Origin of the sequence: Glycomyces sp. NRRL B-16210 (assembly GCF_000719515.1) — a bacterium.
GTDB lineage: Bacteria > Actinomycetota > Actinomycetes > Mycobacteriales > Micromonosporaceae > Glycomyces.
Map to the genome: position 1 here is coordinate 301,077 of NZ_JOGR01000010.1, position 21,882 is coordinate 322,958.

Genomic DNA, 21,882 nt, shown 5'->3' on the forward strand with positions numbered 1-21,882 from the left:
GCTAGAGGCCGAGCGCACGGTAGGTGCGCGGCCCGACTTCCCGGACCAGGGCGACGAGCGCCCGGTCGTTGAAGCGCAGGCGCCGGTGGTCGGGCCGCAGCATCTTGTCGAGGGCGTTCTTGATCGCCCCGTCGGAGTTGTCGCTGACCTTGCCCGGATGGGCCGCCACGAGTTCCTTGGTGATCATGCGGACGGTGAATTCCTCTCCGGCGTTCTGCGGGTCGGTCACCCAGTCGATGACGAAGCCGGTCAGCTCGCCCGGGGCGAGGTAGGTCCGGCCGTCGTTGCGGACACCGATTCCCGCGGTACGGGGGCGCGGGGCGCCACCGAAGGTCTTCGTCTGTCCACAGACGTCGCAGGTCATCCGGTCGGGGGCATCCGCGAGTTGGACGCGAACCGCCGCGTCCATCAGGTCCCCGTCGTAGACGAGCTCCCAGATCGCGTCGTCGGCGTCGGGGGCGAACGGCCGTGAGCACGTCACCAGCTCGTGTTCGGCCAGCGCCCGCAGGATGTTGGTCACCAGGCGGCGCTTCGACGGCAGGTAGGCCCTGTCGCACAAGGTCTGGGCGTCGACCGGTTCGCCGATATCGGCGAGAGTGCGGGCGATGTGCAGGATCTGCGGGTCCGGGTCGGGCAGCGGCACGACTGGGAGCGCGGGCACTTCGGCCGACGCTTCCTCGTCCTCTCCTTCCTCGTCGTGGTCCTCGGAATCGCTGTCGGCCTCGCTCTCGGAAGCGGTGTCCTCCGACGCGTCCTGATCGTCGGCGCCTTCGTCGCTATCGGACTCGTCGTCTCCGGTTTCGGCCTCGCTGCGTTCTTGGAGCGCTTCGGAGCCGTCCTGCTCAGAAGCTTCCGCGTCGCTCGATTCGGTCACGATGTCCTCATCGCTGGACGTTTCCCCGTCTGCGACCGAGCGCCAGCGGCGTTCGTTTCCTTCGCCCTCGACGATGAAGTGGCCCTCCTTGACCAGGCGGCTCAACGCCCGGGTGGCCTGGGTCTTGGTGATCTCGGTGGCCCCCTGGTCCGAAGCGGCCTTGATGACCGCTTCGAGGCCGAATTCGTCAGCGGTGTTCTCGAGGGCCGCTGCGACGGCGCGGTACGCCCTGTTTTGAGTAGTTATGTGTTTTTGTCACCTTTCTTGGTTTTGGTGTAGTGATGTATGAAAAATGACTCGACTCCGGTGCGGTGTCGAGCCATGCGGATTGCCCGTGCGTTCGAATTGGTGATGCAGCACGGACACGAGATCGGTTCGTTTGAGCTGTGATCAGGCCAGGTCGTGTTCCTCTCTGATTAGTTAGGTCCCAACCGCATCGATGGTCCAGCGGTGGTGGCTAGTGCCGCTCGGCCCGCAAGAGCGCCTGGGCGAGTCGGAACAGCCCTTCGCGCTTCCAGCCGCCTGTTCGACCGGTAGCGGGCAGCGCCGTCCACGTAGGTCGGGCCTCGTCGGGGCCGAGCCGGTGAACTTGCCCCGCCCCGTCGAGGAGGACGATGGTGACGATGGTTGCGGTTCCCTGTGTGCGACCCCAAGACTCGATTTCGGCAACGCCCCACACATTCGCGAGCCCGACGCGGGCGGGCGCGGCGGCGGCGATGTCGGCCAGACGGCGTGAAGCCAGCGGCGTCGAGGTGTCGAGCAGGTGCTCAAGGTGGGCGAGGTGGAGCTGTCCAGATGTGCCGCATACGGCGGCGATCTGGCAGCGGTGGTTTCGGACCTCGGAGCTCGGATCGAGCAGCGCTTCGACGGCCGGTTCGACCAGGGCGCGGATCTCGATGTGCAGTGGCACGTCGATCACCGGCAGCACCGGGCCGCCGTAGCGGCCGACAGCGACCATCGGAGCCCACACCTGGTCGCCCGCCTGCACGTTGCCCGGAGTCGCGCACACGAGGCGGGCGACCGCACGAGCGATGGCACTGGTCGGATCGGCATCGACAGCATCGGCAGCGGCCTCCTCGGCAGCCCCGTACGGCTCCCATCGCCACCGGGCGAAGGCAGCCAAACTGGCGATGAGCGCCTGTCCGGTGCCGCGGGAACGCCCACGGCCGGTCGTGCGCCAATAGGCGATGTTGAGCAAGGCAGGATCGGGGCTCTGCCAGATGGCGTCGAAGACTTCCGCGAGCGCGAACGCGTTTGAGGTGAGATCGACCGCGTAGCTCTGCGCCGGTGTGCGCGCCCACGGAATGAGGTCGGAATCGGCGACCCGGATGGGTCCCGGGCCGGGCGACCCTGCCTCGTTGGCGGGTTCGTCGCGAGCCGGTGCCCAATGGAAGTCGCCGAGCTGCTGCTGCCAGGCGAGGGCGAACAGCCGCGCGAGAACTGGGTGCGGGGCCTTGATGCTCGACCAGTGGTCCTCGAAAGGACTGTCGTCGCTGTATCGGTCGAAGTCGTTGAGTTTGCTCCAGCCCCTCCGGGAAACCGCGATGGTGCGGTAGCGGTCGAGGTCAACGATCTCGGGGTGGCACTCGTGCCAAAGCGCCTCGGCCGCGTCGAAGCAGCGTTCGGCCTCTTCGCTGTAGAGCAGGACGTACAGGTCATCGCACTGCGATGCCCATGTGCGGATCGGTTCGGCGTACGCGTTGTGGTCGGTGAGGCGTTCCAGCGGCCACGTCGCGGTCAGGAACGGCTGCCCGTCATTGAGCCCGAGAGCGACCAGCGTTTCGGACGGCTGGTAGCCCAGCAGATAGGGGGCGAGGCCGGCGACGGCAGAATCGCGTCCGAATCCTTCGGTCAGGCCGAAACCGGCCCATGATTCCAGATGCATGTTGTGCTCCTTTTGCTTGTTCGGCTCGTCTGGTGTGCAGACGAAAAGGCCCGACACCAGTCGGTGTCGGGCCATGCGTGATCGCCTCGGACTTCAGAGGAAGCCCCACGTGTGTGGCGATTGGTTCGCGGTGATGGTCAGGTGCCGTCGTCGTGCTGCTCAGTTGCGACCATGTCCGGGTTGGTCATCGCGATGCGGAACTGGGCTCCGTCATCGCCGATGCCTTCGAAGCCGCCGGAGAAGCGGCACCACCAGCCGTTCTCGTTGGCGAGCGCGGCCACGTGCGCGAGCTGGCGCAGCGTCACTGCCATGACCGAAGGGGCGACATCATCTCCGGGTTCGACGGCTATGACTTCGCGCCGGTCGTCGCTGAGGACGGGTAGGAGCGTCGGGTTCAGGATCTTCCTGACCCCAGGGCGGATCGCCCCGTAATCGGGGTGATCGTCGAGCACGGTCATCCAGTGGTCGGCGCTGATGGGCGGATCGAGCGTGATGCGGCCGGTGAAACCGACGGTGTATCCCATGGCGGGAGGTTCCTTTCGTGCGGTTTGGCGCCCGTTGCTGGGCATGGCGAAGGCGGTGCCGATCGGCACCGCCTATGACGAGATGACTCCGAGGTTCGGAGCCGGGACATCACGAATGACCGCGACCGGTCGTGGCGTGCTCCAGACAGGAGCGGTCGCCCGCGGTAGGCGCGGTGGATGCGTCCGGCAGTGGCCGGTCTGGTTGTAGGTGGTGGAGCGGGTCGCGGTGAGGACCGGTGGCGGTGTTCGGGTCTCCGACTGGCAGTGCCGGTGGGAAGCGTCCGAAGCGGTTCCGCCGTAGTCCAGGCCGGGCCTGGGCTCGCTGTGTACCTAATGCATCATCTTCGTGTTCTCTCCACTGTACCGCTATCTACCAGTGGAAACAGCACTTCACAGGCTTGGTTACCAGCAACCATCGATAACCGAGTGCCCCGGGAATAGTCCGTTGGCGGGTCAGCGGCCAGCGAGGTAGGGCCCGGGGTGGGCGGGTGGCGAAGGTGAGTGAACCAGACGGGGAAACTGGATGATCAGAGATGGGGAATCGGAGTCGCTGAGAGGACGGATGCGATGCCGTGGACCCGTAGACCTTGGGGGATATGGATATATATTCGGGTTTTATCTTTCAAGCCTGATATAGGTCGCCGCCTGGGCGTTTACCGTGATGGTCGCCCCGTTGTGGTGGCGGGGGTCTGGGAGGGGCGGATCTGGAGTCCCTTATCTGGATGGGGTGATCTGGAGGGGGTGTTGATCAGGGCCTATCGCTCATCGCGATCGGCGAGTTCGGCGAGACTGCACGGGGCCGTCGCGCCGAATCGGTGCCAGCGCGGTTCGGTGATGATCGCGGGCATGGCGTGGGCGAAAGCTGAAACGGGTGGCAGTCCAACGGTCACGTGGGCAGCGACGGACAGGCCGGTCGGCGCAGGGGCGGCTGCGAGCAGATTGGACAGGCGGCGGGATCCTGGAAGGCCGATGAGCAGGATTCGGCGTCGGGATAGCGCGATGCGCCCAGTTCGATAGCGGTCGATCATCTCGGTGAGCCTGCCGAGGGTTTCGGTGCCGCGGTCGTGCTCATACCAGAACGCGAGTTCACGGCCGTCAGACCAGGTGAGTGTCCCGCCGGCGTCGGGGCGGACGTTCATGAGCCCGGTTGTGGCTTCGGCTTCGTTGAGCCACTCGGTGACCTTGACGTCTCCGGATTGCCGTGCGGTGGCGTGCAGGAGCGCGAAGAAGTCGTTCACTTCTTCTTTGTGGGCGCGGTGGGCCGAGAAGGCGATCTTGTGGAACGCGAGTTCGGCCTCGCGCCGGGTCGGCGCGAGCTGTCCCTGCCGCAGCGCGGCGAGGACACGCCCGCGCCACGCGAGGGTGTAGCGGTGCGCTCCGGATCCAGGGACAAGGAATCGTTCGAGCAATTCGAACTTGCTGAGCACCTGCAACCGCGCCGCGGCAATCCGTCGGCTGGGGAAGAACAGCGCCGTCAACGTGGCGGTGGTGGCGATCTTATGCCGGGCGAGAGCATCGATGATGGCGAAATCTCGCTCGGTCATCCGGGCCAGCAGCGCTGCCGCATCGAACTCGGAAGCGCGCGGGCTCACGGTTTCGCTCCAAACAGAAACGAGGGGTAGCGGGCGACGTCCGCGCGGATTCCTGCGGCCTCACCAATCGCTTCCGGTGCTGGAAGCGTCCGCAGGGAGAACGCCGGTCGTATCTCAGCGGCGACGAGGGGCCTGCACGCGGCCGTGAACGCCCCCAAATGTGACAGGTCATGCTCGTTGAACAGCGGCTCGGCATGGCGGGCGAGGCGACGGGCATCTTCAGGCGAGCAGTTGAAGATGACCTTCGTACGGCAGTTCGCACTGATCGCGGTTTCAAGGTCGCGTCCAAGCTGCCCAAGGTGCTGGTGAGCCAAGACCATGCCCAAGCGCAGCGCGCGCGCTTCGGCGAGCATGCCGTCAATGGACTCAGGCAGCCGCAAGAAGTTCTGCGCCTCGTCGATGTACATCACGGCGTCGCGGCGGGTCTGTTCATCATGGCGCTGGCGCGCCGTGACCGTCTGCCAGACGCGGGCGACCAAGAGCGAGCCGAGCAAGCGCGAGGTGTCCTCACCGAGCACGCCTTTGGGCAGGCGGGCCATGATGATCCCGCCATGGTCGAGCGCGGCGGCGAGATCGACGCACTTCTCATCGGAGGGGTTGCCAATGGTTGCTGCGACGAACTGCCTGCCGAGAATGGTGCGCAGCCGTGCGACGACCGGGCCGACCGCCTGCGACTGCACCCCGGCGGGGAGCGAATCGAACCATCGCCAAAAACCGGTCAGCAGCACCTCCTCGGCCGGAATGTTGGTGACCAGTCGGTGGCGAACGTCCCGGTCAGTCAACAAGATCGGCAAGGACTCCAGCCCGGAGTAGTCCTTGGTGGCGAGAAGCACCTGGGTGCGCAAACTCTGCCGTAGGACATCATCGGCCCGAGGGCCCCAATGCTTCTGGAATATGTTCGAGCAGATGCCGACCAAATGGTCGATGGCGAGCTCGGTGTCCTCGGCGTGTTTGATCGGCGGCAGGCCCGGGTGGTTCCCCGTCGGCTGGTCGGGATCGATGAGCACCAACCGCCCTGTGGTTTGCGCAGGTTCAAGCCGTTCGAGGAGGTCGTTGATAAGATCGCCTTTCGGATCGATCACCACGACCGATCTGCGCTCCTTGATGTCGGCCAAGATCATGCGAAGCAGGAGCGTGGACTTGCCTGACCCGGTCGAGCCGATTACGTGGACGTGCGATCGGGCATCGGCGGCCGGGAGGGCGATCTTGCGACCGCCCACAAGGGCGACGCCGAGGGTCTTGGTGCCCCTCCCTCCCGAAGGGATCGCCGCGACCGGGGCGATCGGTCGGGCCCCGGCCCGCTCCAGCGCGGGCACCACCGCATCGACCGGAACATGGGCGATGACCGCGAGCTCGTCAGGCGACATGAGCGGCCCCGCCGCTGAAGCCCACCCGTCAACCAGGGCACCGGCCTTGCGACAGCGAGTGCGCCTCCAGGCGGGCCCAAGCATGGCCCCGACAGCCGCCCCCACCTGCGCCGAGCGAGCAGCGGCCGTAGCGGGTGCGGCCTCGACCGCGAGCGCGTAACGCACCCCGACCGACCACATCGAGCCCGAACTGATCCGGGCGGCCAGTCGCTTGCGCTGCTCGACCACCCACGGCGATTCCGGAGCACGGGAACTTCGCGGCGGGGATTTCCCCGGACTGAACAGATCAAGGATCTGTCCGGCAAGGCCTCCCGATCGTGGATTGAGCCCTTTTCGGGCGCGGGCGACCTGTCGACGCGACGCGGGGCGGGCCACGATCTGGACCACGGTTCGGTCGGCCGCGCGACTTGAAGTCCCGGCCTCGGTCAGGCCGCGCACCACGTCTGCGCCCGCTTCAGCGGGGACGAGCCCCAACGCGTTAGCTGCGGTGGTGCGCAGTCGGAATCGGGCTCCAGCAACAGCGGTCATGACGACGTACCTTTCTGAAGCGGCGGTGCGGCGTCGGTGACGGTGCAGGTCGATCCGGGCCAGGCATTGCTGACCGCTTGGGTAACCATCGCAGTCGATATATCTCCTGGGACCCAAATGCGGACAGTGAGGCTTGGGCCGCTGAAGAAGTACTCGAAGATCATGTACGGCTGTCCCCACCAGAACCGTCGCCAGCGCCCGCGTTCGATCGCGGTGAGGTGTCTCCACAGCACTCCTCCCCCGGCCGAGTCGACCTCGGGCGGGGCCGCGATGGTGACGTACTGGGCGCCCGCGAAGCGCAATCGGGTCGATCGGCGGTGTAGCAACGCTCGCGTCACGGCCACGCCGAGGATCACGAGCACGGCGGCGATAGCGAACGGACGCAACGGCATCACATCGATGCCTGAGTAGAAGTCGACCATGGTCATAGCTCGACCCCCTTGCTTGAGAAGAAGATTTCCGGGTCCAGGGCCGTGTCGAAGGTCGGCGAATGCGAGGTGTGGATCTCCAGGTGGAGGTGAGGGCCGCTGGAGCGGCCCGAGGAACCGACGTAGCCGAGGATGTCCCCGGCTCGGAGCTGGTCACCGACGCGCACGGTGGGGCGTTCCCGCATGTGGCAGTAGCGGCTGAGGATCTGTTCGGCGTGGGCGATTTCGACGTACCAGCCGCACCCTGCGATTTGGGGGGAACCATCGACGTCGCAGGACAGCAGTCGACCGTCTACGGTGTGGGCGTTGCACACGACCGTGACCACTTCGCCCGCGCTGGCGGCAAGGATCGGCTCACCTCGTCCTGCGTCGAGATCGATGCCGTTGTGGCTGGGGCGGGCGCTGGTGCGCCATCCCGAATTGACGCCCGCCCCAGGCACGGGGTGCACCCATTCGCCGCTACAGACGATGGTCTTGATGACGTCTGCCGCAGCAGTGGCGAACGGCTCGTGTTGGGCGTAGGCGTTGGCGAAGGCCGAGACTTGAACTCGTTGGGCGGCGACAGTGAGCGGGAGGTTCTCCCAGTCGGCAACGTTCTCAAGGGCGTCGTAGAAGAGCCCGGCAGATCCGGCCGGATCCATGAGCGTTTCCAGCGGGCCCCAGTGAGGACGCTGTTGGAACAAACCGACGGAGTCATGGTCTTCGCCTTTGCCGTCATGCGGCAGGCTCTTCGAACCGGGAACCTTCGGGTTGTACAGGACTTTGAGTGTGCTCTCCTGCATCGCGGTCGCAATCGCAATGATGCCGGCCCGCTCGGGAAGGTCACGGTCGATCGCGACTTGCCAGATGGTGATCGCGTGCCGGGCTTGGACGTTGCCATAACCTTCGCCGAGCTCTTCCGCGACGGCGGCTAGGCCGGAATCGGAGGCGCCCGAGCAGGCACCGCCGGTCCCGATCGCGAAATGGCGGTCAGAGGCAGCGGTGAGGGTTACGACTGCGCACGCGGCGAACCCGCACAGTGCGATGAGGGCGAGGATGAGCGCGCGTCTCATCACGCACCGCCTGATTGGAACCGGCTTCGGCCGGTCAAACAAAGCCGATGCTCGGTCTCCGAGGCGCACGCGCGGAACGCCACATGGGTCTCGCCGCTGAGCAACAGCGCCTCCCCCACCCTCGCCGAACCCACGAGCGCACGTTCGGCCCCGGTGAGTTTGCACGCTTCAGCCACCGTGTCGATCGCCTGCGGTGCTTGGCGCATGAGCAATTGGGTCGCGGCGTTGTTCAGAACCGTCCGTCCTAGTTGCGAGGTGAGCACATCATCGGCGTCCTGTGTGACGACTGCCAACCCGACCAAGCGCTTACGAGCGGACTTTGCCAGCGCGGCGATGAACTCGGCACCTTCGCGTTCTTTAAGCCACGTCCATGCTTCATCGACCACGATCAAGTGCCACCGGCCATCGGAGCGGACCGGTGGAGTCACCTGGTCGAGAACCATCAAGGTGACCACGGGTCGAAGTTCGTCGGGGACGTCGGCCAAGACCCAGATCCTCAGCGGGCCGCTCGCTTCGGTGGAATTCTCCGAGAGGGCGAACATCGATCCGGGTCCGGTGTAGGGACCGATCCGGTTGGCGAGGTCGCTCCCGCCGCTGCTCGTGGCAAGAAGCCGGACCACATCTGCGAGCGTCGGCACCGGCTTCGCCCACGTCGCTGGGTCGTCGGTGATGCCCCGTTCGGTGTAGGCCACGCGGACGGTCTCCAGCAGACAGGCCGACACAGCGCTGTCGAGCTTCTCCCCCAAGAGGGTCTCGACGACCGTGCGAACGAACAAACACCGGCGAGCTAGCGCATCTGCCCTGCTATGATCCCGCAGCTCAAGTGGGTTCAGCGCCACTTCGGGCCCGCCAGGGCGCCGTACGGAACCGCCAACGTGAGCGGCAAGATCGCTGTACTCGTCCTCCGGGTCGAGGATCGTGACCTGAACGCCTTGATAGAGCTGGCGAAGGACTTCGCACTTGGTGAGGTACGACTTTCCTGCTCCGGACTGTGCGAGCAGAATCGAGTTGTGGTTTTCCTGGCTCCATCGGTCCCACAGCACCGGCCCGCCCGAGACGAGGTTGAGCCCGTAAAGGACACTGGCGGGCACGACCGACCCGGGGACATCGGCGGACCCGAACGGAAACACCGCGCTCGCCGTTTCGGTATCGACGGTACGGGTTGCGCCAACGGGATCGATGCCCAGCGGTACCGTCGCGATCAGGCCCGGAAGTTGCCTCGCAGTGGCGGGCCGGACGTCCATCATCGCGGCTGAGGCTCCCGCGCGAAGGCGCGCGCAGGCCAATTCGAGGTCGCGTTCGGTCTCAGCGTGGACGGTGACGTAGACGGCGAGTCGGTGCAATCGGGCTTGGCCGCGAGCGACCCTGTCTGCCAGTTCGGCCGCGTCATGGGCGGCGACGTCGACTTCCGGTTCATCGAGTCGGCCCCGGTGTGCTGCGTACCGTCGTGAGGACTCGAGTCGGGCCCGGCGCTTGTGTAGGCGCGAGGCGGCCATGTCCGAAGGAACGTTGTCGATATGCACAGACACTTCGATGCGAGTGTGTGCCCCGGTCAGCGTCTCGATCCATCCCAGGGACAGTGAGGCCGGGTAACCGACGAGGACCAGAGCGGCGGCCCAACCGTCACCAACACGCACGCGGCGCAGCTCCACGACGGCGGTATCGGGCCACAAGTCGGCCGGGACCGGGTAGGCACCCCTGCCGCGGAATTTCGCCCTGATACGGGAGATACATGAGCTCATGGCAGTTACTCCGTTCTGGCCGGCGAGCCGTAGGGATCGATGCCGTAGCGAACGCGAGCGGCCAGATCGGATCGGTCGAGCAGACGCGAGGACACGCCGATGCCCGAGGCCATCGCTCGGACTTGCCGAGTCGCGTAATGAACCGCATCGGCGCTCGCACATCGGACGATCACGGTGATCTCGCGGCGCAGCAGTTGCCGGGATCCGACAACTTCGCTCAGCCACGACCGGTGCGCCGATGCCGCAGCTTGCAGTAGCCCGTCCCTGAGTCGGGATTCCTGTACAGCCAGGGATTCGAGGTAGGACGACAAGTCGACCGGTCGCGTGGACAGACAAATCTGGACATGGGCGTCGGTCGAACACAAGAGCCGCCCGAGTGAGGAGCACAGTACGGTTTGCTCGGCGGTGGACCGCAAGCCGAAGTTGACGAACCCGATGTCAACTGCCGCAGCCCAGCCGGCCGGTCCCAGGTCGATCAGACCATCCTCATTGACGGCGCGGACCGGGCCACGCACCGGCTTCGTGGCAGAAGGCTCGGGGCGTCTTCCGATGACACGGCGCAGCGCACGCTTGGACTGAACGTCTGCCTGCCCGGCTGCGATGGGGCAGCGAGGCTGACGAACCGCAGCGAACGCGACTCGGTCGATGCTCACCCCATCGATACGTCCGAGCGCGAGAGCAACTGCGGTGGCGGCCACTGGAGCGGTCCCGAGCAGCAGAAGGGCGAAGGGAACGTTTCCGGCGATGGAGGCCAGGTTCCCAAAAGCGCTAGCGCCACAGGGACGAGGATCAGCGTCTGTCGGGCGGTAAGACCGAAGAGAATCTTGTCCTCGATATCCACATCGGCGGGCACGTTTACGCTGCCGCGATAGTTCATGAGGTCTCCCCCGTCTGATGGCGGCGCAGCTCGGCGGCTTCACGCGCGCGTAGGTCTTCCATCACCGCGGCGCGCCTGGCTGCGGTATCCCAAATCTCTTGTTCCGGAGTCGAGCCCTGGACCACCTCGACCGTCACCGGGTCTTCTGCCCATCGGTCGTCACCTCGGAGCTCACGCTCTCCCACTGCTTCCACAGCTGCGTCCCAGAGCCTCTGCTCAGGGGTGGGGCCATGTTCGAGTTCGGCCTGCACCCGATCCGGGTTCTGGTAGTAGAACTGCGAACCTGCGGGGCGGTGCATCGCGGCAGGGTGCAGTGGCACATCAGCGATGCGACGACCCGGTCGTTCGGGTACACCGGCTTTGCGGGCGAGGAATTGGCGCGCGCGCTCCTTTTCGAGGGCTTGTCCTTCCGCCTCTTCGAGGCGCGCTTCGATTCCTTGTCGCCTGCCTGCGTCGGTGGCGAATCCATCCAAGTTGCGTGAGAAGTCCAGCGGGTGCTGTGGTTCGAACATGGTGTCGATCGCGCCTTCATCGCGCCTCGCTGGCCGAGCAGGCGGCTCACCGTGAGGTTGCGGCCACGGCGACGACTCTGACTGGTCTCTCGGAGTGGAGGTCGTGTTGGCTCGATGACCAAACGCTGAGCCCATGTCAGAAACTTGGGAGGCGCGTCCGCTAGGTTGCGCCCACCAGGACTCCTCCTCCGTGTCCCGTTCACCTGTCGTCTCGTCGGGACGTCCCTGACCGTCTCCGGAGCCTGCGCGCCCACGCCGCTTCCGAAAGCGGCCGGTTACCGCGCCAATCGCCAACGCTGTAGCAACGCCAGTCAGGAAGCGGGAGCCTGGAATACGCAATGGACGCCCATTCGCCATGCGGAATGCATGATGGTGCACTTGCCACATCATCCATACAATGACGACCATGTAGAGCGAGTGGATCGCAATATGGCCGACGTAACCGAAATGTCGTCCGACCCCTCCTTGACCGTAGGGCCAGACCAAGCTATTCCACACCCAGATCAGGGCCGCCTGCCCGATTGAGGAAGCCATACATGCCCCAAGCATTCGCCACCACAGACGGGCAGCCCATTCTGTCATCGGAAGTGCATGGCAAGCCAGAGCGATCGGACTCAATGCCGCAAGGAAGAACCAGACCAGATCCCGCATTAGCGATAGCAGGAACAGCATAATCAGACAAATAACTGTCAACACAATCCATAGCAGCTCCAAGAGGAGTTCGTCGATCGAAGCTGGCTCATAGTCCATGAATTGGTGCCTGTCGAGCTCCCCAAGAGCTATCGAGTCCGTTGACCCGTCTTGACGATGCTTCAGATCTGATTCGCGAAATGCAGAGGCGATGTCGTTGTTGATTTCGAACGCCTGAATGACGATAAAGAATGACATCCCTGCCAGCAGAAACCCGACAACTAGGCGAGGCGTGAGTTCTTTGATGGAGTATCTGGTCTGCAATGTCTCGTGGGACATCAAGATCAGGCCACCGACCACGATCAATATGCCATAGGACGCATATACAATAGCACTGAAATGAAGCCTCAGATTCAATCCCCAATTCGTGAAATCCTCCGAAAGGAGAACCCACTCGTTTTCCTTCAGCGTGTTGGCGAGCACCACCTGAAGCACACCGATTCGTGTGTTAAGCCAGGTGATCAATCCGTCAAGAGCATCCTCGAACATGACTAATTCCCTGAGAGAATCTGCTTGAGTATCGCCACGAGAATCGGGGCTAGCACGACCACTCCAAAACCGATCTCCGCACTTCGCAACGCCGTTTTAGCGCGCTCAGTCTCACCCGGCTCTGATGCGAGGAGATACCGAAATCCTGCAATGGTCAACATAACGACTACGGCCGTGCCAGCAATCACGACGATTACCGCCTGCAACCGATTTAGGACGTCGATGACACCCTGCGTATTCGCCATCGCGGGATCTGCCATGACCAAGATCGCCACAGTCGACATACTTGCGACTGCACCGAATCGAATCAGCCGTGATCGCTGCGATGATCGCCGTGAATGCTCCCTGCGCATCTCCTGCGCCTCCCTTGGAGGACTCGTGCAGAAGACCGGCCCTGAACTGCGCCGAAACCCAATTCAGGGCCGGTCGACGCGCCGCTGATCCGCTTCGATGCGACGGAGACATCACCTCCTCCGATGCGAGTGCCAAGAGCTATGCCCAGGCCGCACCGACATCAGCAGCACGTCAAGCCGATGACCATTCCATCGACTCACACAGAAAAGACATCCGGTTGCTGATCACCCCAACAACCTCGGCAGCAACCGATGCAATAACCAAGCCCTGACCTTGTAAGACGCTGAACTCGCTACTTGTAACCAGCAGCTTGCCTCAATCTCGGCCGCTCACATCCGAACGCTGAAACTGCCTACTTGCATAACCATCAACAACCGAGAATGGCCGCTAGGTTGCTTAAGGTTGGTCCGCCGCTTGCATTGGCATAAGAATTAGCGCTTCACTGAGAGTAGACCAGTACTCAATGCTCTACTCGATCAGTTGGAGGATCATCATGTACACCTCGTCGCTCAGTGCTTGCAAACGTGAATTCTCAAAAATCTGCAAGGCACAAGGCACACAAAACTCCGAGGGTAACTGGACCTTCAGCATCGATGGAACCGAGATATCGACGGAAGACCTCAGCCGCACACTTATAAGCAAGTCAGTCGATCAACAAACTCGCGACCACGCATGGAGAACTATCGTCAACCGCACGCGCGAACAACCAAATCCCTGGATCGTCATCGCCGTAGGGGTAGCGCTCCCTGGTATCTACAACGCCATTAGACACGCAGCCTCATACGCGCCCAACTTCAATGATAGGACCGAACTAGAAAGCGCTGCTATCGCCGGTTTTATCGGCGCCCTGAACGATATCGACATCGAGAATCCAAAAGTCTGCGCTCGACTCTGCAATCGAGCCTATGCCAGTGCTCGTCGATGTGCAATTGAGATTTCGCGATATCAACGGCAGTTGCAATCCCCCACGTTCGAGTCGCGTCCACCAGTGGAGAAGTTCGGACACCCTGACCTCATTCTCGCCAAAGCCATCCGCAACGAGATTGTCACCCCCCGAACAAGCTCGACTAGTCCTGACAACACTCCTCGAACACCAACCGGTCGACGCCGCGGCGCAATCGCTCGGACTCACCGAAGCGGAAGCGCGTACCCAAATTAAAAATGCGAAGTCACAGCTCCGCGAATGGCTCTCAAAATGAAATCCTCGACAGGTGAAACTCAGATTCAACTGATGCGAGTTTGGCAATGTCGCCGGCGATGTCGCTCATAATTGGAAAGCCGCAGGTTCGATTCATCGTTTTCGACCCCGAGCGCCACGATGTTTCCGTTATTTAACGGCAGCCTCCGTTGCCATGATCAGCGCCTCCAAGACACGGTAATCAACACTGTCGGCCAGAACCGCGTCGCCTGCTAAGTCGCGGCGGCAAACTCCTGCTCCCTGTGAACTAGAACAGCTCGCGCTGCTTCAACCGCTCGACACCTTCACCATCGGTCTCGGCCCAACTCAAGATCACGTCGCCTTCCTCTCCCATCCCCTTCATGACTGTCAGGTCGAAATACTCGCCGTGCCGCACCACGATGAGACCGCGGCTCCCCGCATCCACGTGTACCTGCGTATCAGGTGCGGTCACCTCAACCGAATACACCGTCTCGCCCATGTTGGTTGCCCGATGTTTGAAATCGGAGATCTGTACAAAGGACCACGGCCGCTGGCGAATCCGGTCAGAAGCCTCAGCGAGCTCGGATTTCGTGAGCTCCGCCATGGCCGCGTCTGCCCGCGCCGACTCCTCAGCAGCCGCCGCAGACCGCTCCGAAGCCTCACGGGACCTGCGCGCCTCGCCTTTGCTGACGTGCGCCGAGTACGATGACCACGTCGCCAACGACAGGGCCACCGCGGCGATGAATGACGGTACGATCCAGTAGAGGTTGTTTAGAATCCACTTCATCTCCTCACATTACTAGATGTACCGGCTCCTAGATGCCGTCAGTTGGCCGCTACCCTGCCCCAGATACTCATCGCCCCAACCTGCTTCGCGGAAAGCACATCGACGGGTCACGCCCGTGCCCCCTCAAAAGCCTCGAGTCAAGTCCAAGATTCCTCAGCCACACGACACGATTTGCGCCGACAATTCAACCCCATCGCTGTTGCATACTCGTTAGAGTACAAATTCGCCTAGAGTCTATAAACTACCAGTTCGTACAAATTTGAGTTAGAGCCATAGGCCGACTTGGGAATTGCGCTGTGCGGGTTCGATCCCGAACTGTCTCTTCACGGCAGCCCTCCGAACTGCTCGAAGTACTTGCTCAATGCTGCGTTGCGTTTCTCGCATTACGGCAGCTTTGCCAGCACGCCCTGATCGGACGCGAGCTCAACACCGGTCTCCGAGGATTCGGCACAATATGGTTCAGCGCAGCGGGGAACGGCGCACATCTGGGTCAACATCATGCATTCATGATCGCAGGCAGCGTCCCCCGAATTGAACAGCCCAGGCGTACAAAGCCGCAGGCGAATCACAGCCCGTCGTCGTCCTCGATCAGGAGACCAGCGGCCTCAGCAGCTGCGCGAACGGCGTCTACCCGTGTGCGGTCGTCCAGTCGCGGCAGCGCGTAGAACCGGCGTCCGCTGGCATGATCCGAGCAAAACACCCGCTGTAGCCCCTCAGCCAGCACAACCGCCCGCCCATTCTCGAAACGGCCGAGAGGCTGGCCTAGGAAGGTGGCATCGAACCGTGCGCCCTGCTCCAGGTTAAGCACACTTAGGTCTTCCAGACGCAGTCCAGCTGCTGGCCTCGGCCACACCCGCACCGCCGTTCCGGACTCCTCATCTGGATGTACGACGATCGCGTTCGGCTGCCACACGGCCTGGAGCCGCACCGTGGGCCCGCCCGACACACTTCGTGCCCCGATCCCGAAGGTACTGACGACGCCGGAATTGCCGTCGATGGTTGTGAGCGGCACCCGAGGAGCCACTGCGGGTCCGGGAACTGTCGGGTCTTGGTCTTTGGAGGAGACCACCCACGCGTGGCTTCCTCGAGGGACGTCCCCGTTGAATAGGTCGCTGTACACCTGGCTTGGCAAGTGCGATTGCTGGGAGCGAACCGATTCCTCAACGTGACGAACACCGTTCATCTCCCAGACGATTTGCGGATGGTGCAGCAGCAGCAGCGTCTTCACCGTCCAACATCCGAACGCGGTGGCTTCCTCCAAGTTGAGCGGAGTAACAGTGTTGAGTTTAGACGTATCGTAGGTACTCCTTCTCCCCTTGGGTGTCGACGTGATGCCCATGAACTTCTTGACAGCCTCCTGACCATCCTTCTCGAAGTGCTCGCTGAGGATATTGTTGTGATATGTACAGCAGGGGAGTTTGATGAGCATCGGCTGTTCAGATTTGGCAGCTACGCCTGCACCGGTCGATCCGGCTATGTACTCATCACCCATCCACACGGCCTGAACGAGAGCCCGCATGAGTGATTCTGGGATGACGTGCTCACCGTTTCGGGTGCTAAGGTGCTCGCATTCAGGTGCCGCGCAAGTTTCTTCGGTGAGAGCCATAAGCTCATGATCGCAGTCATCCTGCGTTCCACGGTGGCGCTGCGAGAAACGAACTCATTGTCTAACGCCACAGAGACGCCATCGTGAGCAGCGCTCAAGGCTGCACCAAGCAGGTCCGCTTTTTGCAAGGGACCGGCCGCATGAGGCCAGGCTTCATCGCGATTGCCCATGATTACTCGCCGTCCTCGGTCTGGTTCGGGAGGACCAAGCGGAAAGACATGGTCCCTGCACCTGAGAGCAGGAGTCTCGCGCCACTCTCGTCACCTTCCCCGCTGCATGGCCGCTATCGACGGAGGCAGAACGTCGATCACCCCACGTAGATTGCAGGAATGACAGCTTCGGCGTACTCCTGGCTTCCCGCGCACCAACTTGGTGTCGCTGCGACACTCGCACACGCAGACGAGCAGATCGAGCAGATCGGTGACCTGCTACTCACCTACCAGAATCGAACCGAGGGCGTGTTCGGCTTGAAGGACGTGCAGGCAGGGACGGTGTGCCAGGCTGTCGTGGAGTGGGTGGCGCCGATGCCGCGCAAGGTGCCGCTGCTCGTCGCCGATGCGCTCGTGACCTTGCGGGCCGCACTCGAGCATGCCCTGTTTGCCGAGGTTGAATTCTTGGACGGTGCGCCACTAGACAAGACAGCCGCAAAGCAAGTGAGCATGCCAGCGTCCGAGACATGGGAAGACTTTGAAGCCTGGAAAAAGATCCGGCAGCGCAAGGGTCCGCTTTCGCTGCGCTCCGGCGGCGCGCTCTTGCGGCGGATCGATGGGCTCCAACCTTTCCACCGCCAGAGCGATCCCGATGAGCACCCGCTGGCCCGGCTCACGCTTTACACGAACCATGCGAAGCACCGAACACCCGCGGTCACCGCGGTCCGCTTGGCGGCCTGGCATCGAGACGACCAGCGGCCTAATTCACTCCGGTATCTTGCGCCCCGGCCTGAGGTGCCGATGCAGGTCGGGGACGTCATTGCGGAGACCCCGATGGGCGCCCTGGTCCCCATAAGCTTGTTCCCGACAATCGGGATCAACCGGCCGGATACTGACCGGTGGCCGGTACTCATGCAGGAACTCGACGAGATCTTCCAATGGGTCCGGATCCAGGCCTTGCCGCGCCTGATCACGGGCATCGATCCACCCCAACCGCCCCTGCCAGCGCGCTTCGAGATTGCCGTCGGGCACAACGACGAGCGTCAAGCGGTAGCAGCGGGGCCCGCCACGTCCGCCACAGAGCGTTACTCGCAGCGCAAGGACGCGGTCTGGGCACACAAGGAGCTCACCCACCTGATCGGTCAGATGCGAGGTGCGCCGGGCGGCCAGCAGATCGCGGCATGGATCGACCACTTGCCCGACAAGGAAGTCGTCAGCCGGGTGAAACGGCTGGACCCAACTGACGCGCAGCGCAGCCTCAGAATCATGAACAACATGCGCGAAGAAGCTGCTTCATTCTGCGCGGCTGAGCGAGAGGACGAATCCTGCCTCAGATCGAAATCGGCACTCGGGCCTCAACTCTCTAAATTCGTGTTCGATCCGACACGAAGATTCGTTCAGGCGACGGACACCAGCGGATCGTGACGCTGGGTCCTCAGTGCCCGGCTGCGATATCCTCGAACAGATCGCGCGGATTGGCAGCCTCTATCTGATTCAGAGCCGGTGCCGCCAGCCCTGAGCTTTCCGCCGGGAGTTCACTCTCATCCCTATAGTCGTACACCCAATCGTCGATGACACGGTCTATTCGGTCGCAGAGTTGTTGAATATCTGGGTGATGTTGGAACGCACTGCGGACTGCATCGACGTAGTCCCTAGGTTCCTGATAGAGTTCCTCATTCGTCATATCGCTGATGATCAAGCCCGCATAGTCACCGATGCGCTGCTCTAGGGTTGGAAGCACTTCCTCCTGCACTCGCTGAAGTAGGTCAGCGCGTTCCTCCGTCGTGAACAACCCACTCAGACTTGAGTTACCCCAAGCAGGATCAAGGTCGTCGATACCGTACTCGGCAATTTGTTTGACTGCCCTGCGGCGTACTACTTCAGTCAGGGCTCCTGTTTCGTGCAGCCTGCTGAGCACCCATGGTCGGCAAAAGGCTTCGACCATCATCCCGAAGTCCGTCATGCCGGGGATAGCGTCCTCATGTTCCTTTGCCCACATACGCAAAAACTCATCGGAGCATCGGGTTCGCAAGAACCAGGAGAGAGGGCTCCTCGACAGCTCGCTCCGGTCGGGCACGGGCACGGGCACACGCGAGATGATCAGGTGATACAAGTTTGGCGGTACTCGCACCAGGGTCCCGCGCTGGCTCTTGCCTCCGCAATCGAGCTGGGAAACCAGTTCATCGGTTGTCATGCCTTCCAAGTAAACCGGCAAGGTGGAGATGTTTCGCATGACGGTAGCGGCGAAGCCCTCTCGAATTGTTGGATGATGGAAGCGCCATACAGTGTTTCCATCAGTCCTGGTAGCCTCGACAAGGAAGGTACCTTCGATAGCCGCAAACGCACGACTCGTTTCGGCAACCGTCGTACCCATCGCGTCCACTGCTACCGAGAGCGTGCTGTCGGGGGTGAATGGTGCCAGGAGTTCGCCGCCCGAGAGGTACACCGCGGCAAGGGCTGCGTGTTGCGCTGGCTCCAGGCCATCCAGTACATCTGCCAGAAATTCATTCGGGTGCTCGAAGAATCCCATCAGTTGCGCTTTGCCGTGTAGCCCAGCGGTTGGCATGAAGCCCCGCAAAGACAACCTGCGAGCAATCTCTGGTTGGAATCGGTCAACGGTCGACACAGCATGGAGGTGCGGTCGCCACTTACCCAACACTTCGGCCGGTTGGTCCCCGGCTTTGAGATGATTGTAAAGCATCTGTTGTTTCTCAGTTGCACTCAGATCCGTGACATCAATGACGACCTGCTGCTCCCGCAGCCGAGGAAAGGCGTAGTCTTTCAGCCTTGGGCGGGCCTCACTGTAGCGCGCCCATTCATCGGTTAGGTGCGGCTCGTGGCGGATGCAGCCGAATGCGTCGTCAATCCAGAACATCTGCCTCGGATCATCCGGGTCCCAGTGTTCGATCAGTTCCGCTGGACTGCTGACTCGCATCACGTCGCACCTCCAGCCGTCGAGGGCGCCCATGCACAACATTGCAGCGATTGTCGACTTGCCACTGGCGGGTTCACCCAAAAGCAAGGCGAGCCCTTGGTTGGTGATCGCGTCGCTCGCTGCTCGATAGGCACTGGTGGGAACGAACGTCTCCAACTCGTGGGTCAGGCTTGTCAGGAGCGCACGGGCCTGCCGCATTCTGCGCTCGTCCAAGATCCTCGAAAGGTCTCCTAGCCCATACACTCGCGGCACGTAGCGACGAAGGTTCCAGTTCTTCTCAATCTGAGTACAGATCCAAGTACCAGGGAGAATCAACGCGTGGTCGACGCCACTGCTGCGGACCTCCTTGTCGAACCAAGCTCGGGTTTCTCCAGTGACGCGCAAGTTAGTCAGGACTATGTAGCCGTCGCATAGTCCTCGTGCGCGTAGGCCTTCGATTTTGGCAAGTTCGTCCTTCAGGTCCGAAGGAGTCAGCGTCCCTGATGGCTCAGCACTGAACTTGCACTGCACAACAACCGGTGTCACCGCAGAAGCGAAATCTTTGCGTTCCTCTATGGGGGCGTCGTCAGGCACAGCCCAGACACCGTGAAAGGCACCGTCCTGCCCGGCGTCGTTGGTATCGGCGAACGTGGTGAACGTCTGACCGAGGATCTCCTGGAGAACAACGCCACACAGGTCTTGGAAAGCTTGCCAGCCAAGCTTGTGAAGTTCATAGTCAGGACGTGCCATGGAACTGGATTCTATCCGAGCTCCGAGCCGACGCGGTCACCGAGTTTCACCTACCACAGGTAGAGGAGAAGCCTCCGACGCTGCTTCACGCCGGAACGCAATCGTCAGTTCCTGCGCGGAGATCTCCTGCTTGGACAGGTCTGAGGAAGTGGAGGTCAGATCGGAAATCGGATCGGCGAAAACAAGGAGGTTGTTGCATCCTGATCAAATGTCGCTGGGGCTCGACGGCTTCGGTTGGCAAGATGTGTTGGCGGAATGAAGAAGCTCCTGGTAGAACGGCGAATACCACTTCAGCCAGCTCGAACCCAGGAGCTTCCCTCTGCTGTTCTACCCTGCCGCGCTGCCGTTGTCGAGTGCGACCCTCAATCGCGTGGCCGCTCTCATCCGAGGCCACCGCAAGACCATCGGCTCGCAGTGGCGAGTCCTCGAAGCGGGCACGCTAGCGTTGCTCACCCTGGCCTACCTGCGCAAAGGCAAGCGGCTTCGCGACCTAGCCGCCGGCTTCAGGATCTCAGCCGCGACCGCCTCGCGGCGCACCCGCGAGACCCTCGTCCTGCTCGCCGCCCGCGCCCCGGGTATCCGCGACGCCCTCCGTCACGCGAAATAGACCGGCGGAGGGTTCGTGATCCTCGACGGGACACTGATCCGTATCAACCGCAACCGGATCGACCGGCCCTTCTGCTCCTGCAAGCACAAGCGCCATGGCATGAACCTCCAGGCCATCGCCGATGCGCGCGGGAACCTGTTGGCTACACCGTGCAAGGGCCGGGACAAGCCCGAGTAGCAGAGAAGTACAACCGGCTTCGCGCCCGGCTCCGCGGCCCTGGCGAGCGCATGTTCGCCCAGCTTAAAACCTGGGGCGTGTCCGACCAGGTCCGCTGCAGCCCCGACCAGACCACACAGCTCGCCAAAGCTGCCCAAGTCCTCAACGACTTCGAACGCCAATCAGCTTGAAACGAGCTCCCTGTAGCGCAACTCCGCTCGGGAGCGCCCCCGAGCGCGAATACGGTCCTCCAGCGCACCGACCAGCAGGGTTCCAATGCCGCAACGCTACAGGATCGGGTGCACAGCCACATGCCACAGATAGTCCGGCTCAGCGAACGGGACGAACTCGTCGACAACAGCCCGCTCCAGTTCACCGGCCACGCTGTCAGATGCGAGGGACCGCCAGCCCGCTCGCAATCTTTCAGGTCGTCTCTGGACAAGTCCCAGACCACCAGGGACAGCGGCACCTTGCCGTGCTTCACCATCACAGAGCTGAGGGTCTATGTCGATCACGCCGTCGAAATCGCGCCATCTGACGCAACTGACCATCGGCTGGTATGCCGATCAGCTCAACGGCAAAGCAAAAACTACAAAGCCGATAAGTTGTCGATCTAACCACAGGACCCGATGAACAGATCAATATTCTCGAACGACTCGCAACCCTCCATGTAGATGGCTTAGCACCAGAACCTTGTACACTTCGAAGGCCTACTCAGAAATATCGTGCTGCCGTCCAATGCGTCTGCGCAGCTCCTTCCGAACGTCACTGCAAATATGGCAGTGCGGTCAAACACCGCTGATGAGTTCGGAGGGGCTACACCAGGACCCAACGGCGTTG

The 21,882-nt window shown here is 62.5% G+C and carries 17 protein-coding genes and 1 pseudogene; 3 read left to right on the top strand and 15 right to left on the bottom strand.

Annotation, left to right across the window (positions count from 1 at the left end; genetic code table 11):
• Position 1: 1 nt before the first annotated feature.
• The 12 genes from IF12_RS24265 to IF12_RS0115600 all read right to left on the bottom strand — a co-directional run bounded on the left by IF12_RS24265 (position 2) and on the right by IF12_RS0115600 (position 12,835).
• On the bottom strand, positions 2 to 979 hold the full coding sequence (locus tag IF12_RS24265) for a hypothetical protein (protein WP_030159907.1): 978 nt from the start codon (positions 977 to 979) through the stop codon (positions 2 to 4).
• A 352-nt stretch (positions 980 to 1,331) separates the two neighbouring features.
• Entirely contained in the window at positions 1,332 to 2,759 is a 1,428-nt protein-coding gene (locus IF12_RS0115555; protein ID WP_030159909.1) for a hypothetical protein, read from the bottom strand.
• 137 nt (positions 2,760 to 2,896) lie between these two features.
• A complete protein-coding gene (locus IF12_RS0115560; RefSeq protein ID WP_030159911.1) occupies positions 2,897 to 3,283 on the bottom strand; it encodes a hypothetical protein in 387 nt (128 codons plus the stop codon).
• Between the two features lie 755 nt (positions 3,284 to 4,038).
• Positions 4,039 to 4,875, bottom strand: coding sequence for a replication-relaxation family protein (locus IF12_RS0115565; RefSeq protein ID WP_030159913.1), 837 nt, complete (start codon positions 4,873 to 4,875; stop codon positions 4,039 to 4,041).
• Positions 4,872 to 6,770 (bottom strand): type IV secretory system conjugative DNA transfer family protein, encoded by a 1,899-nt coding sequence (locus IF12_RS0115570; RefSeq protein ID WP_133884318.1) that lies wholly within the window; start codon positions 6,768 to 6,770, stop codon positions 4,872 to 4,874. The genes IF12_RS0115565 and IF12_RS0115570 overlap by 4 nt, the downstream gene beginning before the upstream one ends.
• Complete coding sequence (locus IF12_RS0115575; RefSeq protein WP_133884319.1) at positions 6,767 to 7,198, bottom strand: hypothetical protein; 432 nt, start codon at positions 7,196 to 7,198, stop codon at positions 6,767 to 6,769. The genes IF12_RS0115570 and IF12_RS0115575 overlap by 4 nt, the downstream gene beginning before the upstream one ends.
• Positions 7,195 to 8,250: a M23 family metallopeptidase gene (locus IF12_RS0115580; RefSeq protein ID WP_051704447.1), complete on the bottom strand. Its 1,056-nt coding sequence runs from the start codon at positions 8,248 to 8,250 to the stop codon at positions 7,195 to 7,197. Before IF12_RS0115580 ends, IF12_RS0115575 begins: the two co-directional genes overlap by 4 nt.
• A complete protein-coding gene (locus IF12_RS0115585; protein WP_133884320.1) occupies positions 8,250 to 9,902 on the bottom strand; it encodes a VirB4 family type IV secretion system protein in 1,653 nt (550 codons plus the stop codon). Before IF12_RS0115585 ends, IF12_RS0115580 begins: the two co-directional genes overlap by 1 nt.
• Before the next feature lie 95 nt (positions 9,903 to 9,997).
• Entirely contained in the window at positions 9,998 to 10,690 is a 693-nt protein-coding gene (locus tag IF12_RS0115590) for a hypothetical protein (protein WP_166659539.1), read from the bottom strand.
• Positions 10,642 to 10,869 (bottom strand): PrgI family protein, encoded by a 228-nt coding sequence (locus IF12_RS27290; RefSeq protein ID WP_081913639.1) that lies wholly within the window; start codon positions 10,867 to 10,869, stop codon positions 10,642 to 10,644. The genes IF12_RS0115590 and IF12_RS27290 overlap by 49 nt, the downstream gene beginning before the upstream one ends.
• Positions 10,866 to 12,560, bottom strand: coding sequence for a hypothetical protein (locus tag IF12_RS25750; RefSeq protein WP_133884322.1), 1,695 nt, complete (start codon positions 12,558 to 12,560; stop codon positions 10,866 to 10,868). Before IF12_RS25750 ends, IF12_RS27290 begins: the two co-directional genes overlap by 4 nt.
• A gap of 2 nt (positions 12,561 to 12,562) precedes the next feature.
• Positions 12,563 to 12,835, bottom strand: a complete 273-nt coding sequence (locus IF12_RS0115600) for a pilin (RefSeq protein ID WP_133884323.1) — start codon at positions 12,833 to 12,835, stop codon at positions 12,563 to 12,565.
• Between the two features lie 542 nt (positions 12,836 to 13,377).
• Here IF12_RS0115600 and IF12_RS25755 point away from each other — a divergent pair.
• Positions 13,378 to 14,073 (top strand): hypothetical protein, encoded by a 696-nt coding sequence (locus tag IF12_RS25755; protein WP_133884324.1) that lies wholly within the window; start codon positions 13,378 to 13,380, stop codon positions 14,071 to 14,073.
• A 286-nt stretch (positions 14,074 to 14,359) separates the two neighbouring features.
• Here the strand turns inward: IF12_RS25755 and IF12_RS0115610 are convergent, their stop codons facing one another.
• On the bottom strand, positions 14,360 to 14,860 hold the full coding sequence (locus tag IF12_RS0115610) for a hypothetical protein (RefSeq protein ID WP_030159934.1): 501 nt from the start codon (positions 14,858 to 14,860) through the stop codon (positions 14,360 to 14,362).
• Positions 14,861 to 15,425: 565 nt separating this feature from the next.
• On the bottom strand, positions 15,426 to 16,352 hold the full coding sequence (locus tag IF12_RS25760) for a hypothetical protein (protein ID WP_133884325.1): 927 nt from the start codon (positions 16,350 to 16,352) through the stop codon (positions 15,426 to 15,428).
• Between the two features lie 443 nt (positions 16,353 to 16,795).
• On the opposite strand from IF12_RS25760, the gene IF12_RS23190 reads away from it, so the two are divergent.
• Positions 16,796 to 18,040: a hypothetical protein gene (locus IF12_RS23190; RefSeq protein ID WP_197034743.1), complete on the top strand. Its 1,245-nt coding sequence runs from the start codon at positions 16,796 to 16,798 to the stop codon at positions 18,038 to 18,040.
• Between the two features lie 10 nt (positions 18,041 to 18,050).
• Here the strand turns inward: IF12_RS23190 and IF12_RS0115625 are convergent, their stop codons facing one another.
• Positions 18,051 to 20,279, bottom strand: coding sequence for a hypothetical protein (locus IF12_RS0115625; protein WP_133884326.1), 2,229 nt, complete (start codon positions 20,277 to 20,279; stop codon positions 18,051 to 18,053).
• Between the two features lie 319 nt (positions 20,280 to 20,598).
• On the opposite strand from IF12_RS0115625, the pseudogene IF12_RS25085 reads away from it, so the two are divergent.
• Positions 20,599 to 21,233, top strand: a pseudogene (locus tag IF12_RS25085) (transposase family protein).
• Positions 21,234 to 21,882: the final 649 nt, after the last annotated feature.